Source organism: Streptococcus sp. 2020WUSS084 (genome assembly GCF_044427445.1).
GTDB classification, from domain to species: Bacteria; Bacillota; Bacilli; order Lactobacillales; family Streptococcaceae; genus Streptococcus; species Streptococcus suis.
The window spans coordinates 1-15,527 of record NZ_JAOTGC010000018.1 but is presented as its reverse complement, the minus strand read 5'-3'; the positions used below and the strand labels follow the sequence as shown (position 1 = coordinate 15,527).

The following is a 15,527-nucleotide window of genomic DNA, read 5'->3' as shown; positions in this document are numbered from 1 at the left end:
TTTCTATAAATAAAGTTGCATATATGGTTGTATTTTTGGCTTTTTTATTATATAATGGATTAGTAATTATAAGACAAAAGGAGAACGATATGTCACGTATTAAATTAACCCCAGATGAGCTCCGTACTTCTGCGATTCGCTATACAGAAGGTTCAGATAACATTGATGCTATTTTATCATCTTTGTCAAATGAGCAATCTGTTATTCGTGAAAACTGGGAAGGTACAGCTTTTGACAGTTTTGATGCTCAATTTGAAGCGCTTAAGCCAAAAATTGTTGAATTTTCTGAGTTGCTTCGAGATATCAATGCCCAATTGAATAAAGTTGCTGACATTATCGAGCAAACAGATGCAGACATTGCAGCGCAAATCAATGGCTAAGGGTTGACGAAGTTCAAATGCTAGGAAGGCGCCAGCCTTCCTATTTTTTATCGAAATGAAGGAGATATGAAAAATGGATAAACAGCGCATTTTGAAGTATGGGAGAAATGCTTTGCTGGTCTTACTTTTGCTTCTATCTATCATTGGATTAAATATTGCCGTTCAGAACAACACGAGTATTTCCAAGAAAGAGCAAGAAGCAGGGCGACAAAATATTAAGCTGGATGTTGCCTTAGTCAATGAAGATAATACTGTAACCCTAAATGGTACGGAATATAATCTTGGCGCTAGTTATGCAAAAAATATCGAAAAAAATACTGCCCATAACTGGTCAACTGTCAGTCGTGGTACGGCTGACAAGGGGTTAAAAGAAGGGCTTTACCAATTGGTTGTGACCATCCCAAGCGATTTTTCAACAAAAATCTTGGATATCAACAATACCAATGTTGATAAAGCGACAATCACATATAAGATTAATGCAAATGGTAATTTGCAGGTAGAGAATGAAGCTGTTAAGGTGGCAAAAGGGATTATTGCAGACCTACAGAGTCAGCTGATTGATATGTATATGGCCAGCATTCTCGGGAATCTTTATCAGGCTCAACGAAATGTTCAGACCTTGTCAGATACAAAGGTGAGCAATATTGCTGTTTTTAGGAACAATCTCTATCAAACAGCTGTTGATTTTAAGACACTTTTTCCGAATTTGACTTCGACGGCTGATTCAACATTGGCAGCTAATAATCTTTTGAAAGAAGCGCTTTCTGGCAACGTGACGGCATATGATAGCCTAAATACTGCTCAGACGGGACTAAAAGATAATTTAGCTACCTTGATTGAACAACGAAATCAGGGAAAACTATCACAGGAAGAATTTTCAGCTTCGCTTTTAGCAATGAATAGCTCTGTACTCAGTGCTGAAACGGATCAGTTGTTTGCAACGATTAAAACGACCCAAGAGGTGCTCTCGGGGCAGTTGGGGGCAGCAGCGATAGACGAGACGGGTGAAGCTAGTGGCTATGTTGGTTTGGTTGAAAAATTGGATCAAGCCATTGCCGATTTACAGGTAGCAATTGAAGCTGAGAGTACGAAATTAGCAGAGCATGAGGCTGCGATTTCTGACTTTGCTGAAACACATTTAACCACTTACTATGGTGATAGTCTGAAAACAATCCACATTGGAGCGGTTTTGGGTAAGAGTACAGAGTTGCCGGTTTCTCTAGCATCCTATCAAACGAGCTTAGACCAGTTGATTTTGAATCAATTGGCAGGTTTACCAAGCTTGACTCCTGCAGATCTGACTGCTGATTTAAACAAATTGGATCCAAAGGCAGCGAGTCAGATTCAATTTGACGCAGCATTTGCGCAAGCGCATTTTGGTGAACACTTTGTAGCTTCTAATGATTTGAAAGAATTACAGGCTCTTGCTAAAGAGTTAGAACCGCATCTTCAAGCTGCTGCTGATTTTAAAATTCCTACTCCAACAACTCGTGCCACTCTTTCTTTAGAAATTCCTAGCGGGTTTGATTTGGTATCTTGGGAATTGAATGGCAACAGCTATACCAATCCTAGTGAAGTTGTTGCTTTGCAAAAGGATAATACAGTAACCGTCACTCTCCAATATGAAAAGAGTCAGACGACCACGGTTTCAACAACGGTAGTAACGGATTCAACTTCGTCAACGACGGGTTCGAGCTCATCGGAAGAGAATATTGTATCGACTACGTCACCGTCCACTGGTACACCTGTCACGACAACTGAGATGGCGCAGGGGAGTGTCAAAGTAAGTGTTAATAATCTGGAAGTCACAACAGCAGGATTTGATTGGGAAAACTTCTTAAAAGAACAGGAAGCTTATCGTAAAGCAGAGGTTGCTTATGCTGCAAAAGTTAGTGAAATCATTTCCAAGTATAATCAAGCTAATCGTTTATTAGATCAATATTATCCTGTTAATACTGTAACTGGTGAACGTAGCAGTTTGACGGATAGTTTCTTCAACCAAGACGCGAAATCCCTGTTGACTTCTTTAGTCACGAGCTCCATTACAGCTAATTTACAATCCTATTCTGAAGCGCGTGCACAAGATCAAGCTTTGAAGGAAAGATTGGCTGAGTTAGAAGGACGCAAACAAGAATTAAAAGATCAACTCCAATATATCAGCACGACAAATAGTGATTTGGCTCAACAGATAGCGAATCAGCTGGCATTTTTGGAGGATGTCAAGGCACGAGCTCAGTCTATTGCAGATGGTCAAGAGCAACAAACTGCTCTTCAAGGAACGCATGATACAGAACTTGCGGCGCTCGCTACTGAATTGGATGCTTCCCTTTCTATTACAGGTGAGGTAAAATCCCTTTCAGAACAGAACGTTGAGGAGGCGACTAATGTCAATACCGTCTTCACTACATTTACTAATGATGTACAGGCTGCTCAAGAAAGCGGAGAGAATCTATCTTCTGAAGCAACTGCCCTGATGGAGAGGTTTGAATCAGAATTGGCTGAAAATGGCGACTTTGTAAAAACCTTTACTTCTGTCTTAAGCAATACCTATGACAATGGTGTTCCAAATGAAGTGATTTTGGATTTCTTGTCCGCACCATTGACAGAATCGTCTTCATCTGTAAAAGCAACAGTCAACACCTACAGACCTTTCACCTGGATTTTACTCTTGGAGATGGTGACCCTGTTTGCAGCTTATGTTTTTGGTACTCATCGTGTGATTAAGGCTGTGAAAGATAAGTTTAAAGTAAGCCGTCTCGAGGATACAGATTTAGTAACAGTGACTGTGCTCAGCGTTCTATCACTTCTGGTCGGTGGATTGATCGGGGTTGTATCAAGTCAACAGTTGCAGATTGATAGCGAGTTGATCCCGACTTGGGTGCTGATGATTACCTTGTTTAGCCTATTACTAGCACAAGGTCAGTATCTATTGATAAAAAATGCCAAAGGACTTGGCATGGGGATTAGCTTCTTCATGGTTATCAGCTTTATTTACCTATCCAATGCCATTGGTACAACTGCTAGTTTGACAGGTCTGCCTGCAACACTGAAAGCCATCAACCCTCTTTCTGTTTTAGAAAATAGTTTATCTGGTTACTTTGATGGTGAAGCTGCCAGTCTGACAGTGATTGCTACGGCGCTCGTATTGGGGCTTGGTTTTGCTGGCTTGAGTGCTTTTGTCAATGTGGAAAAATTCCTAAATAAAAAAGAGGATTAAATGAAAAAGATAGCACTTGTTCTTAGTTGCCTGGTTCTCTTTCTTCCGGTTGGGATAGAAGCGTCCGAACTTGGAGACAATAGTCTTCAAATTGATAGTTCACGCATTGAAGTAGAAAAAGAAAAGAAAATAGGTAGTCAGGATTTACTGGTCCAATCTTTGTTTTTGGCACCAGATCAAGCAGAATTGACTGCCAAAAAAGAAGCTGATCAAGTCTTATTAGAGCATCAGCTAAATAGCCTATTCCAAACTGGTGAGAAACCAAGCACGGATATTTTGCAAGTGGGGACCTTGTTTGATACTCGGACCCATAAGGTGATGACAACCAAGGTAGATAGTGGGACAGAGGGAGCTCCAGCAGGGCTTCTCTCTGGCCTGTTTTTTGCTTCTATTGTAGTTGGCATTCTATTGCTTGCAAGTTTAGCAACCTATTTGATGGGTAAGGATGAAGTAGGCCAGGAATAATCTTCTAGTGGTCTATTGGAGGAGATGAGATGGAGACGCATATCAATGTTACCTTACATGATGGAGGACGAATCAGGGACTTACGGATTCCGACTCACATTGAGGTTAGGAGATTAATCAAGGAGTTGGATAGCATCTTCGAAAAAGAGAATGCTAGAAAAAAATACCAACTCCATGTTGTTAATAAGGGGTTCATTTTGGACGAAGGGAAAGTATTAGCCGATTATCCTGTGACAACGGGAGATATTATAGAGGTTTTGGAGGTTTAGGGTGAAAGAAGAAACATTTGTCTTTGGCGGACAGGAATTTGTCTTTTTAAAGGGTGATAAAGAGTGGCACCTTGATGTAAAACGGTCTGATGTGGCAACGCAAGAGCTATCTGATCTGCTCTTGTTGGATCTGCACCACCCTCAATTTTTACAACAGGAAATGACGGTGGATGAAGATACAGTTCATTTCACCTATCATCTGGATGCATTTGGGCAAACCTTTGAGGACATGAAGGAGAAAGAGGTCTCTGAAAAACTACGACTTTCTCTCAATGTTTTAGAATTGAAGCAGGCTTTGAAATTGCCAATCACCTTTTTCGTGCATCCGTCATCTGTCTTTATTACTAAGGATGGTCGGGTCAAACTAGCCTATCGGGCTATTCCGGAGAAGATGGTGCCTCAGACCTTGGATGCTACGGATTTGTTGAAGCAATTAAAATCTTATATCCTTGCTTTATTTACAGAGCATGATTTTATGGACCTTTACAATGGTGCGCTGGATGTGGTTCCTGTACCGGAGTTCTTAGATACCATTCGCAAGGCAGAGGATATGGATAGTTTGGAAGGACTTTTGCAGGGCTATTTTCAGGATAAGTTGGAGGAGGAGAAGGCGACTTTGACAAGGGTTTCTCGCTCCAAGCACCGTCTCTATCGCTATGCGACCATCTGGCTTTCTGCCCTGGCAGGATTATTGGTCTTGCCGCTGATTTATCTAGTTTTCATGCACAATCCTTTCAAGGAAAAAATGCTGGATGCGGATACGGCCTTCATCAAGGTGGACTATCCTGGGGTGATTAGTGAGTTGGAGCGGGTAGAGGTTTCTAATCTTCCCTACACTCAAAAATACACTCTTGCCTATGCCTACATCCAAGGGTTTGATTTGAGTAATGAACAACGTTCTGTTATCTTAAATAATGTGACGCTCAAATCAGATGAGCAATATTTGGACTACTGGATTGAAATTGGTCGTGGTAATAGCCAAGAAGCTTTGGATTTGGCCAAGCGTTTGGATGATTCGGATTTGATTTTGTATGCTCTTTACCAGCAAATGGAACAGGTTCGTGAAAATACGACTTTGTCGGGGGAAGAGCGGGAAACAACCTTGGATGAGTTGAAAGCGGAGTATCAAAAGTATTGGGATACTCGAACTACGATTTTGAATGAAGATGGGTCACAGGTGAAAACAGGTACAAGTTCGACGTCTAGTTCAACCTCTTCTACAGAATCATCATCAACGAGTCCATCGAGCTCGAGCGGGGAGTAAGCTATGGCAGAGACAGTAGTTTTTTATAAAGATGGTTTTCGCTATGTGGCGGATGTGTCTGCTGGGAAAAAGATTCTTTTTCAAGGCACAGAAAAGGCGCAGGTTTTTGTCTCCTCACTGGATGCTCCCTTGACGATTTGGTTAGATGAAGCACAAGTTTGCTATGACTATGATGGAGTGGAAGGAAAGCTTGTATCTGGTATGTCTTTGGCGGGGGGCGTGGTCTATCTTCTTCCGTCGGAACAGGTAATCCTAGACCCTCTGGATAAGCAGGAATTAACAATCGGCCAGCATGCGGGAAATAGTTTTGTCCTTGCAGGGTCAAGTTGTCATGTCTTGCTCAAACGCAGTGACCAGTCATGGATGCTTTATCGTTTGGCGGGCTCCATCTATATCAATAACCTTTTGATGGAGAAGGGGGAAATGGAGCTGGCTCTTGGAGATGAGCTTGCTTTTGAGGATACTTTCTTCAAATTTTATGCAGATGAGGTCCTGGCTGCGGGTCCTGTAGAGGCTAGTGATGAGTTGGCTCGTAAGTCTGCATCGCGCTATGCTTTTTATGAGGATTATCCAGACTACCATCGCTCTCCACGGATTATCTATCGGAGTTCAGAAGACAGGGTGGCTATCAATGCGCCTTCGAATGCACCATCAAAACCGTCTGACAGTTTGTTGAAATTAATCTTGCCTCCTCTTATGATGGTGGGGATTACATTGGTTATCATGATTTTCCAACCTCGTGGTCTCTACGTGCTAGCGACTATCGCCATGTCGATTGTGACGTTGGGGATGTCCATCGCTGGCTATATAAAGGGGAGAAAGGATTACCAGAAAGAGCTGAGAGACCGAGAGGGGCTCTATCATGACTATCTGGCTGATAAGGCCAAGGAGTTGGCTGGTCTGACCAAGTCGCAGAAAGATGGTCAGCTCTACCATTATCCTGCTATTGAGACCTTGGTGGATCTGGCAGATAGCTACCACCATCGGATCTATGAGAAGACGCCTCTTCATTTTGATTTCTTGTACTATCGCTTGGGTCTGGGTGAGGTTCCGGTTTCTTATGACCTGTCCTATGCTCAGACGGAACGGTCGGGCAAGCGGGATCCCTTGGAGTTGGAGGGTTTTCAACTCTATGAACAAAACAAGACCATTTCAGATATGCCCATTGTGGCCAATCTGTCCCATGGTCCTGTCGGCTATATTGGTCCGCGGGCCTTGGTGATTGAGCAGCTCCAACTCATGGTCAACCAAATAGCACTTTTCCATTCCTATCATGATGTGCAGTTTATTACCATCATGCCAGAGGAGGAGAAGGAGCAGTGGGATTGGATGCGGTTCTTGCCTCATGCGATCTTGCAAGACATGAATGTGCGTGGCTTCGTCTATAACCAGAGGACCCATGATCAGGTGCTCAACTCGCTCAATCAGATTTTGAAACTGCGCAGGGCTCAAAAGGAAGACAAGTCCAATCGTGAGTCAACCCTCTTCAGCCCTCACTATGTGGTCTTGGTGACGGATGAGAAGTTGATTTTGGACCATGTCATCATGGAGTTCTTCACAGAGGATCCGACGGAGCTGGGCTGTAGCCTGGTCTTTGTGCAGGATGTGCTGTCTTCTCTGTCTGAGAATATCAAGACCATCATTAACATCAAGGATCGAAACACTGGTCAGCTGGTCATGGAGGAAGGTCAGTTGCGTGAGATTGACTTTGCCTTGGACCATTTCCCAGTTGGCTACGACAAGGAGACCTTGGTGCGCCGCTTAGCTCCGCTTAATCACCTACAGAACCTCAAGTCTTCTATCCCTGAAACGGTGACCTTTATGGAGATGTATGGGGTTGAGACCTTTGAGGACTTGGGTGTTGTCAGTCGTTGGGAAAAGCATGCGCCTTATAAGAGTCTGGCGGTGCCTCTGGGTCTTCGTGGCAAGGAGGATATTGTCTATCTGAACTTACATGAAAAGGCTCACGGTCCACACGGTTTGGTGGCAGGTACCACGGGTTCTGGTAAATCAGAGGTCATCCAGTCTTATATCTTAAGCCTTGCGGTTAATTTCCATCCGCATGACGTGGCCTTTCTCCTCATCGACTATAAGGGTGGGGGCATGGCCAACCTCTTCAAGGACCTGCCTCACTTACTTGGGACCATCACCAACTTGGATGGTGCCCAGTCTATGCGGGCCTTGGTGTCCATCAATGCGGAGCTGAAGCGCCGCCAACGTCTCTTTGCGGAGAATGATGTCAACCATATCAATCAATACCAGAAGAAGTACAAGCTGGGTGAGGTGAGTGAGCCCATGCCTCATCTCTTCTTGATCTCCGATGAGTTTGCGGAGCTCAAGACCAACCAACCTGACTTTATGAAGGAGCTGGTCTCAACCGCTCGTATCGGTCGGAGTTTGGGGATTCACCTGATCTTAGCGACTCAGAAGCCATCTGGTGTGGTGGATGACCAGATCTGGTCCAACTCTCGCTTCAAGCTGGCACTCAAGGTAGCAGATCGGAGTGACTCCATGGAGATGCTTAAGACGCCAGATGCGGCTGAGATTACCCAGGTGGGTCGTGGCTATCTGCAGGTCGGAAACAATGAAGTGTATGAACTCTTCCAGTCTGCCTGGTCTGGGGCTGATTACCAGCCAGATAAGGATGAGCAGGGGATTGAAGACCATACCATCTATGCCATCAATGACATCGGTCAATATGAGATTCTCAACGAAGACCTGTCTGGACTGGATCAGGCTGAGTCCATCAAGGAGGTTCCGAGTGAGCTTCAAGCCATCGTAAGTAAGCTGAAAGCCTTGACAGAGCGCCTGTCCATCAAGGTCCTGCCGCAACCATGGTTGCCTCCGCTACCTTCACGTTTGTTTGTGGAAGATTTACGAGATGAGGCTGAGTTAACTTGGTCTGGAGTCAATGAGGAGTTAGAGGTTATTCTAGGTCTCTTGGATAAACCGAGCCAGCAGGCCCAAGAACCGCTGTCTATCAACCTATCTCAGGATGGTCATTTGCTTATGTATGGGGCTCCAGCGACCGGTAAGACTACTTTCTTACAGACTACGGTCTTGGATTTAGCACGTCACTATAGCCCATCTGAACTCCATCTCTATCTGATGGACTTTGGGACGAGTGGTCTGGTTCCAATGGGGGATTTACCACATGTGGCGGATGTCTTCCTCTTGGATCAGGGAGAGAAGATCGGTAAGTTTATCCGTCTTTTGGAGAAGGAAATCAACCGTCGCAAGAAATTGCTTACGGAACATCGTGTGGGTACCTTGTCCATGTACCGTCAGTTGACAGGACAGGTGGAGCCGCGTATTGTCATTGCTTTGGATAGCTTTGAGTCTATGAAGGATGAGAGTTTTGAGGCAGAATTACTCAAACTCTTGACCCGCATTTCTCGTGAGGGTCAGGCCATTGGTCTTCACCTGGTGGTGACGGCTAGTCGTCAGGCTAACCTTCGTGCGACTTTCTACTCTAACTTCAAGCACCAGTTGACCTTGAAGCAACACGATAAGACAGAAGTTCGCAGTGTTGTCGGGTCTACTGGTCTTGCGGATATTGAAGATATTAAGGGACGGGCTCTCTATAAGGGAGAGGAAGTTTATAGCCTCCAGTTGGCACTTCCCCTTCGTGTGGAACACGACATAGAGCTGGTGGATCAGATGCGTGAGGAAGTGAGTCGTCAGAAGGCTGCTTGGACGGGTCAGGTTCCAGAAGCTATCCCAATGGTGCCAGAAGAGCTGACTCGCGAGGACTTCCTCAGTCGCTCAAGCGTTCAGAAAGCCATTGCCTCAGGTCAGATTCCACTTGGATTGGATCTGGAAACGGTGGAGGCTGTGAGCATTGAAGTTGAAAAAGTAAATAATATTCTTGTATTGTCGGAGCAGGTTTCTGCGCTTGAATCTGTCATCTATCATTTTTCAGTTGTTTCCAGCCGTCTTTATCCAAAGGGCCATGTACTTGTTGTGGATACTAGTGATGAATTTGACTATTTGAGAGATTTATCAGATGTTTATATCAATAGTGGCTTAAGCCATCAACTGTTTGAACAAATGTTTACTGAACTAAGCAATAGAAAATCTAATCCTAAAGATACTGAAACATTTATTATAATTCCTGATTTAGGAGTTTTCTTAGAAAAATTTGCATCAAAAGCTGAAGAGTTTAAGCAACTTTACCTAGAGGGCCCCAAACACGGATTACATTTTGTGATAGCAGCTACAAAAGCGCAACTTTTTAAAACTGATGCAATTGTAAAAACAATAAAAGAGGATATTTCTTTTGCGCTCATCGCTATGAGATTATATGATCAATCAGTAGTTCCTCATAAGGAAGTTTCGAGGGAAGAGCGTTTGAATACTGATGAAATGTATCTCTACAATAAAGAAAAATATACTAAGGTAAAAATATTAAGTAATAAAGAATAGGAGAAAAATTATGTCAAGAGAATTGCTTCCACTTGGTTCGGTTGTCTATTTAGAGGGCGGAACAGAAAAAATTATGGTGGTCGGTAGAGGAATTATTTTTAATGATTCAGAGACCAATGAAGAAGTTTTTACTGACTACATGGGCTGTATTTTTCCAACGGGTATTAATCCTAATAATACTTTATTTTTCAATGTAGAAAATATTGATAGGGTTGTTTTCAAAGGGTTGTCGGATGAAGACGAAAAGAGATTCCTAGAAGTATATTCAGAGTGGGAAACAAAGCTAACAGTTCGTAAAAAAGAAATCAAATAGGTGCTAATATGGACTACAAAGAGAGAATAAGAGCTTTACGATATTTTAAAAGCGCTGTATCCTCAGGAAGTACTCGTGATGGGGTCTCGGGTCTTTCTGTAGCTGTACCTGATTGGACTGGTAATGCACAATCAAAATTTGAAAACTATATCGATACAGTAAAAAAAGATTCTCAGAAAATTTCGAAACGGAAAGCGGAATTTCTATCAAAAATCGATGCTATCATTGCTAGAGTTCAAGCGCAGTTTGATTCAGAATTACATGCTAACTCCCTATATTTGTATATAACATATGATGAAGATCCAGTTGAGAATCGAATAAAGAAATATCGAACAATTAAAAATCTTTCAATTGATAAGAGTGTTAAAAGAGCGCTCTTATCAAGAGTTTAGGAGGTCTCAGAGTGTCGGAAATAAAGATTAACAGCATTGCAATTGCTGAAGTTTTGAGAGGGCTTCAAGCTAAAATAAGCACCTATCGGGAGGGGGTTGTTAATTCTAAAGTCCAGATAGGAGCAATAAAAAGTAGCTTACAAGGGTCTGCCTATGCTTCACTTCTCAATGTAGTTGAGAGTGATATAGATCGTCAGATGGCCTTAGTAGCTGAATGTATGACTCTGAGTGGGCAACTAAGCTCTTTTACAGAGGAAATAACATCTGCAGAAGCCTCTGTTTCTTTTGAATAGGAGGGGGAATATGGGACTAGGAAAAATTAGCTATGACCCGAACCAACATGAGATTCTAAGGTCTGAATTGAATAGAATACAATCAAACTTTGAGAATCTTATGGCGGAACTAGAAAAAGTAAAAAATGTGGTGGAAAACGAGCTGAAAGGAGAGGCAGCAAGTAATCTTGAGATTTCAATTTCAAATTTGATGAATAAGCTTTCACAAGAAAATTCAAATTGGTCAACTGTCATAGGAAATGCACGGACAGTAGAGGACGAATTGAAAAACGCCGACAGACAAGCAGCCTCAGTGAGCGTAAGTCCATAGGAGGAGATGGTAGATGAGTTTAGGAACTTTTAAAATTCCAGTAGAAGAATACTATAGTAAGTCACGCTCTTTCAGAGATAAAGTTGAAGAGTTGCGAGATGAAGTAGAGGATAATTTTATTCGATTAGTTTCAAGTAATATTGGAAGTTTAGACAGCCGAGACCAAAACGCTGTTGAAGGAATTTCAGCCTATTTAAAGGCCAAACAAGAGCTTCAAATTCTTAATGAGCACATTGAACGATTGAATAAGATGTCATTGGAAGGTAGTGGGAATCCATTGGATCGTGTTGTTCAATTAGATAAGGATTATAGCCAAATTTTTAAAAATATTGGCGATGGATCAAGTTCGGTTCAAGTCAATCAAGCTATTTCTAGAATAAATAAAGAAGTTTCACAAAAAGAAACAATTCTATTAATACAAACATACGTAGGAATGGTGGAAGAAGCAGATGTTGTGGAACGTATACTGCAACTGGCTAAAGTAAATCCAGCTGAAGCGTTGAGTAAGTTGTTGGGGAATGAAAAGTTTTTAGCTACAATTGCGAAAGACAGTAATGTTGATGACTTCTTTTGGAAAGTGATGACTAAGCTTGATGACATGGAGGATATTCCGAAGGCGTTTTCAGAGTTTGTCACTTCGAATGGTGCAATAACCAATGTACTCAGCAAACTACCAGTAGATAAGCAAGACGATATAATAAATGCCTTAGTCAGAACAAGTGAGAGAAGTGGACAAGTTTTTAATACTGTCATGACTTGGGTAAACAAAGCTGGAAATATTTCCGAATGGATTACAAAAATTGCAGGCTCTAAACCAGCTCAGATTTTGGGAAAAGTTGCTGATTCAGGTCTAGGAAAAGTCATATCTAGTCCTTGGTTGATGCCAGTAGCTAACGGTACAATTTCAGGTTTCAGTTCATACTTTGATTCTACGGATAAGGCTCATAAGGATGTCGGGAAAGCTGTTGCGGGAGGAATTATTGATGGTATCGCAAGTATTGGACCGATTGATGGAGCATTGATTGGAGCAAAGTTTGGCCCATGGGGTGCGGCGGCTGGTTTTTTTATAGGAGGTGCTAGTCAACTTGGGCAGTTCTTTTTTCCAGATTTTACGGATAATCTCAAAGATTGGACTTATGAACAGATTGATAATGTAAGAGAAACTGGAAAAGCTTTAAAAAAAGAGGTGGATAAAGTAGTTAGCGGTGTTGGAAATTCGGTTGTGAATAATTTATCCAAGTACACACACAATGTTAGTGAGTTAGGAAGTAAGGCCCAATCAATCATTTCTAACTTTCAGGTCCCTGAATTATCTTGGTTTGGTTAAGGAGAAAACATGAAAAAATCAATATGGAATGCCTCTTTAGAAGAGAGTATGGGGTTGGTAACGGATCGGTACATTCAGACTTCAATGGAGGACATAGATAAAAATGGTTACGGAAAGAAAATAATAGGTTTTTTGACAGTTGAATTTTTTATCTTTCTAATATCATTTATCGGACCGTATTCGGATAAAGAAGTTGGAAATATATTATTTGTGGAGGCGAAAATCCTATTTTCAATCCCCGTATGGCTAGGCTTATTAGTAATCGTTCATTACCTAATGGACGTTAGAAAGATACGCCACAATCGAATTTTGTCGTATTACTATTTCAATTGGAATATGTTCTTGATGGTGAGTTTACTTAATTATCAAGTATTTGTACTATGTGCGATTGGTTCGGCCATGTTTTTTGGTTCGCTAATTGCAGTCATTCTCAATCTGTCTATCATAATTTTTGTAATCGCAGAAAGATACCTATGGTTTAAGAAAGAGGTTTTGAATGGCTTATATGGAAATCAATTGGTTTCCAATCCCTTAAATGATGTGATGGAGAAGTTTGTTGTCCTTGGAAAGAAATATGGTGGTTTAATTGCTTTTCCCTTTTTTGTGTTTCGCCTCTTTTTACCCAATCAAGGGGAAGGTATTTATCAGAATGACTTGCTCAGAAATTTAGTTATGGTATTTGCGGTCGTTCTGCCTGTTTTTGGTTTCTACTTTATCGTAGCAATAGTGTTTAGTTGTATTCAAGGATTTTATATTAATAAATATAAGGAAGACTATCGTATTCTCTCAGGATATAGCATTGAAGACTGGTATGGTAAAAAGTCCAAGCGATATAAGGAAAGTTTGGGAAAGCGGTAAATATTAGCAGGAAACATTAAAATCTGTAGCAAAAAGTGTATTTAACTAAGAGCTAAGACTATTTGTTTTTGGCTAAGGAGAAAACATGAAAAAATCAATATGGAATGCCTCTTTAGAAGAGAGCATGGGGTTGGTAACGGATCAGTACATTCAGACTTCAATGGAGGACATAGAGAAAAATGGTTATGGAAAGAAAATCTTGGGATTTTTGACTGTTAATCTCTTCATGTATTTAATAACATTTATAGGTAGATATGTTGATTCACAAATCATATTAACTCTATTTAAAAGTACGGAGGTACTAGTAAGTATCCCCTTCTTTCTAGGGCTACTTGTTACACTTTTGTATTTCATTTCCTTGAAGAAAATCCCTCAAAAACGAGTCTTGTCTTACTATTATTTTAATAAGTATATGTTTTTGCTTACATTTCTATTCTATTGCCAAATAGAAATATTACTAGTTATTTTTTCTACAATGATACTTGGTGAGTTCTTGTCAATATTCATCTATTCGGTGGTTTTCATGATTGCACTTCTTGAAAGATATCGATGGTTTAGTAAGACTTCGTACAATAGTTTGTATGGTAATGTAGATTTCAGTAACCCACTAGAAAGATATGTGGAGCTTTTTGTTGCTCATTCTAGAAAATTTGGTTGGCTCGTTCTTACTCCAGTTTTTCTGTATAGGATATTTTTTTCCGGCGGAGAAAATTTGTATCGAAGTGATTTAATAAGAACGGTTAGCATTCTTTCGTTTCCTATTATTGGATTGGTGGGTTTATATTTTGTTATCGCACTTGGTGCAAGTCAAATAAAAGTCTATTATATCAGTAAATATATGGAAGACTATCGTATTCTCTCAGGATATAGCATTGAAGACTGGTATGGTAAGAAGTCCAAGCGATATAAGGAAAGTTTGGGAAAGTAGGTTTTGTTTAGCTCGTCTTAATTTACTTTTGGTTTATGGCTAAGCAATGGATTCCAAAATCCCAAGTTACATAATTTCTTTGATGCTTAAGTTATTAACTTGTAAACCCAGACAAGATTACCTTGTCTGGATTTTTTGGTATAATGGAAAGGTAATATTCTTCCTTGACACATAAGAAGCAAAGATAGACTTGATCTAAAGCGGAGCTGGAGGATGAGATGGAACTAGAATCGCTTTACTTTATTTCTATATCGAAACGATGTAAGCAGCTCTGCTATTTTTCAAAAACCACAAGAAAGGTATGAAGCCATCTGGTGTGGTGGATGACCAGATCTGGTCCAACTCCCGCTTCAAGCTGGCGCTCAAGGTGGCGGATCGGAGTGACTCCATGGAGATGCTTAAGACGCCAGATGCGGCTGAGATTACCCAGGTGGGTCGTGGCTATCTGCAGGTCGGAAACAATGAAGTGTATGAACTCTTCCAGTCTGCCTGGTCTGGGGCTGATTACCAGCCAGATAAGGATGAGCAGGGGATTGAGGACCATACCATCTATGCCATCAATGACATCGGTCAATATGAGATTCTTAACGAAGACCTGTCAGGTCTGGATCAGGCTGAGTCCATCAAGGAGGTTCCGAGTGAGCTTCAAGCCATCGTAAGTAAGCTGAAAGCCTTGACAGAGCGCTTGTCCATCAAGGGCCTGCCGCAACCATGGTTGCCTCCGCTTTCTAAGGAAATCTTCCTGCAAGACCTCCGCCCACAAGGTTTTAAGGACTTGTGGGGACAGGCAAGTGGTCTGGTTGCACGCTTGGGGATGGTGGATATTCCAAGTCGCCAGAGCCAAGAAGTCTTGGAACATGACTTTGAAAAGGATGGACACATCGCCCTTTGCTCAAGTTAAACGATGATACTGAAGCATATTCTGATTATGCGGAAATTTGTCACAAGATTTTCTCTATGAGACTGGGCAAAAACTAGCCAGTAAATAAAAAACACAGATAGATTCAAGCTGATTCTGATGAAATTCAGCCGAACTGTCTGTGTTTTTCTTTTTGTTTCTATTATCATGGACTAATTTCTTCGCCA

General features: G+C 41.5%; 13 protein-coding genes and 1 pseudogene. All 14 read left to right on the top strand.

Annotated elements, in window-relative coordinates; genetic code table 11:
- The first annotated feature begins 89 nt into the window (after positions 1 to 89).
- A complete protein-coding gene (locus ODU50_RS09050) occupies positions 90 to 380 on the top strand; it encodes a WXG100 family type VII secretion target (RefSeq protein ID WP_013730614.1) in 291 nt (96 codons plus the stop codon).
- A 73-nt stretch (positions 381 to 453) separates the two neighbouring features.
- Positions 454 to 3,597 (top strand): type VII secretion protein EsaA, encoded by a 3,144-nt coding sequence (esaA, locus tag ODU50_RS09045; RefSeq protein WP_398581399.1) that lies wholly within the window; start codon positions 454 to 456, stop codon positions 3,595 to 3,597.
- Positions 3,598 to 4,062, top strand: coding sequence for a type VII secretion protein EssA (essA, locus tag ODU50_RS09040; protein ID WP_013730613.1), 465 nt, complete (start codon positions 3,598 to 3,600; stop codon positions 4,060 to 4,062). It abuts the gene before it with no gap.
- Positions 4,063 to 4,091: 29 nt separating this feature from the next.
- Positions 4,092 to 4,331 carry an EsaB/YukD family protein gene (locus tag ODU50_RS09035; RefSeq protein WP_044753826.1) on the top strand — a complete coding sequence of 80 codons (240 nt, stop codon included), beginning with the start codon at positions 4,092 to 4,094 and terminating at the stop codon, positions 4,329 to 4,331.
- Between the two features lies 1 nt (position 4,332).
- Positions 4,333 to 5,595: a type VII secretion protein EssB gene (gene essB / locus ODU50_RS09030; protein ID WP_105142422.1), complete on the top strand. Its 1,263-nt coding sequence runs from the start codon at positions 4,333 to 4,335 to the stop codon at positions 5,593 to 5,595.
- A gap of 3 nt (positions 5,596 to 5,598) precedes the next feature.
- Positions 5,599 to 10,020: a type VII secretion protein EssC gene (gene essC, locus ODU50_RS09025; RefSeq protein ID WP_398581398.1), complete on the top strand. Its 4,422-nt coding sequence runs from the start codon at positions 5,599 to 5,601 to the stop codon at positions 10,018 to 10,020.
- 10 nt (positions 10,021 to 10,030) lie between these two features.
- Positions 10,031 to 10,333 (top strand): DUF4176 domain-containing protein, encoded by a 303-nt coding sequence (locus ODU50_RS09020; RefSeq protein ID WP_024400084.1) that lies wholly within the window; start codon positions 10,031 to 10,033, stop codon positions 10,331 to 10,333.
- A gap of 8 nt (positions 10,334 to 10,341) precedes the next feature.
- On the top strand, positions 10,342 to 10,725 hold the full coding sequence (locus ODU50_RS09015) for a hypothetical protein (protein ID WP_105153630.1): 384 nt from the start codon (positions 10,342 to 10,344) through the stop codon (positions 10,723 to 10,725).
- Positions 10,726 to 10,736: 11 nt separating this feature from the next.
- On the top strand, positions 10,737 to 11,018 hold the full coding sequence (locus ODU50_RS09010; RefSeq protein WP_024400082.1) for a hypothetical protein: 282 nt from the start codon (positions 10,737 to 10,739) through the stop codon (positions 11,016 to 11,018).
- Positions 11,019 to 11,028: 10 nt separating this feature from the next.
- Complete coding sequence (locus ODU50_RS09005; RefSeq protein ID WP_044682421.1) at positions 11,029 to 11,328, top strand: hypothetical protein; 300 nt, start codon at positions 11,029 to 11,031, stop codon at positions 11,326 to 11,328.
- Between the two features lie 13 nt (positions 11,329 to 11,341).
- Positions 11,342 to 12,655 (top strand): hypothetical protein, encoded by a 1,314-nt coding sequence (locus ODU50_RS09000; RefSeq protein ID WP_105153629.1) that lies wholly within the window; start codon positions 11,342 to 11,344, stop codon positions 12,653 to 12,655.
- A gap of 9 nt (positions 12,656 to 12,664) precedes the next feature.
- The gene (locus tag ODU50_RS08995) at positions 12,665 to 13,513 is read left to right on the top strand and encodes a hypothetical protein (protein WP_029172857.1); all 849 of its coding nucleotides are present in this window, start codon (positions 12,665 to 12,667) and stop codon (positions 13,511 to 13,513) included.
- Between the two features lie 85 nt (positions 13,514 to 13,598).
- Positions 13,599 to 14,441 (top strand): hypothetical protein, encoded by an 843-nt coding sequence (locus ODU50_RS08990; protein WP_105153628.1) that lies wholly within the window; start codon positions 13,599 to 13,601, stop codon positions 14,439 to 14,441.
- A gap of 304 nt (positions 14,442 to 14,745) precedes the next feature.
- Positions 14,746 to 15,330: pseudogene (locus ODU50_RS08985) on the top strand (type VII secretion protein EssC); the annotation flags it as partial.
- Positions 15,331 to 15,527: the final 197 nt, after the last annotated feature.

Bases quoted from the DNA above. Each gene is read 5' to 3' on its own strand.
- ODU50_RS09050 (WP_013730614.1), top strand. From the start codon at position 90: ATGTCACGTATTAAATTAACCCCAGATGAGCTCCGTACTTCTGCGATT.
- esaA (WP_398581399.1), top strand. From the start codon at position 454: ATGGATAAACAGCGCATTTTGAAGTATGGGAGAAATGCTTTGCTGGTC.
- essA (WP_013730613.1), top strand. From the start codon at position 3,598: ATGAAAAAGATAGCACTTGTTCTTAGTTGCCTGGTTCTCTTTCTTCCG.
- ODU50_RS09035 (WP_044753826.1), top strand. From the start codon at position 4,092: ATGGAGACGCATATCAATGTTACCTTACATGATGGAGGACGAATCAGG.
- essC (WP_398581398.1), top strand. From the start codon at position 5,599: ATGGCAGAGACAGTAGTTTTTTATAAAGATGGTTTTCGCTATGTGGCG.
- ODU50_RS09020 (WP_024400084.1), top strand. From the start codon at position 10,031: ATGTCAAGAGAATTGCTTCCACTTGGTTCGGTTGTCTATTTAGAGGGC.
- ODU50_RS09015 (WP_105153630.1), top strand. From the start codon at position 10,342: ATGGACTACAAAGAGAGAATAAGAGCTTTACGATATTTTAAAAGCGCT.
- ODU50_RS09005 (WP_044682421.1), top strand. From the start codon at position 11,029: ATGGGACTAGGAAAAATTAGCTATGACCCGAACCAACATGAGATTCTA.
- ODU50_RS09000 (WP_105153629.1), top strand. From the start codon at position 11,342: ATGAGTTTAGGAACTTTTAAAATTCCAGTAGAAGAATACTATAGTAAG.
- ODU50_RS08995 (WP_029172857.1), top strand. From the start codon at position 12,665: ATGAAAAAATCAATATGGAATGCCTCTTTAGAAGAGAGTATGGGGTTG.
- ODU50_RS08990 (WP_105153628.1), top strand. From the start codon at position 13,599: ATGAAAAAATCAATATGGAATGCCTCTTTAGAAGAGAGCATGGGGTTG.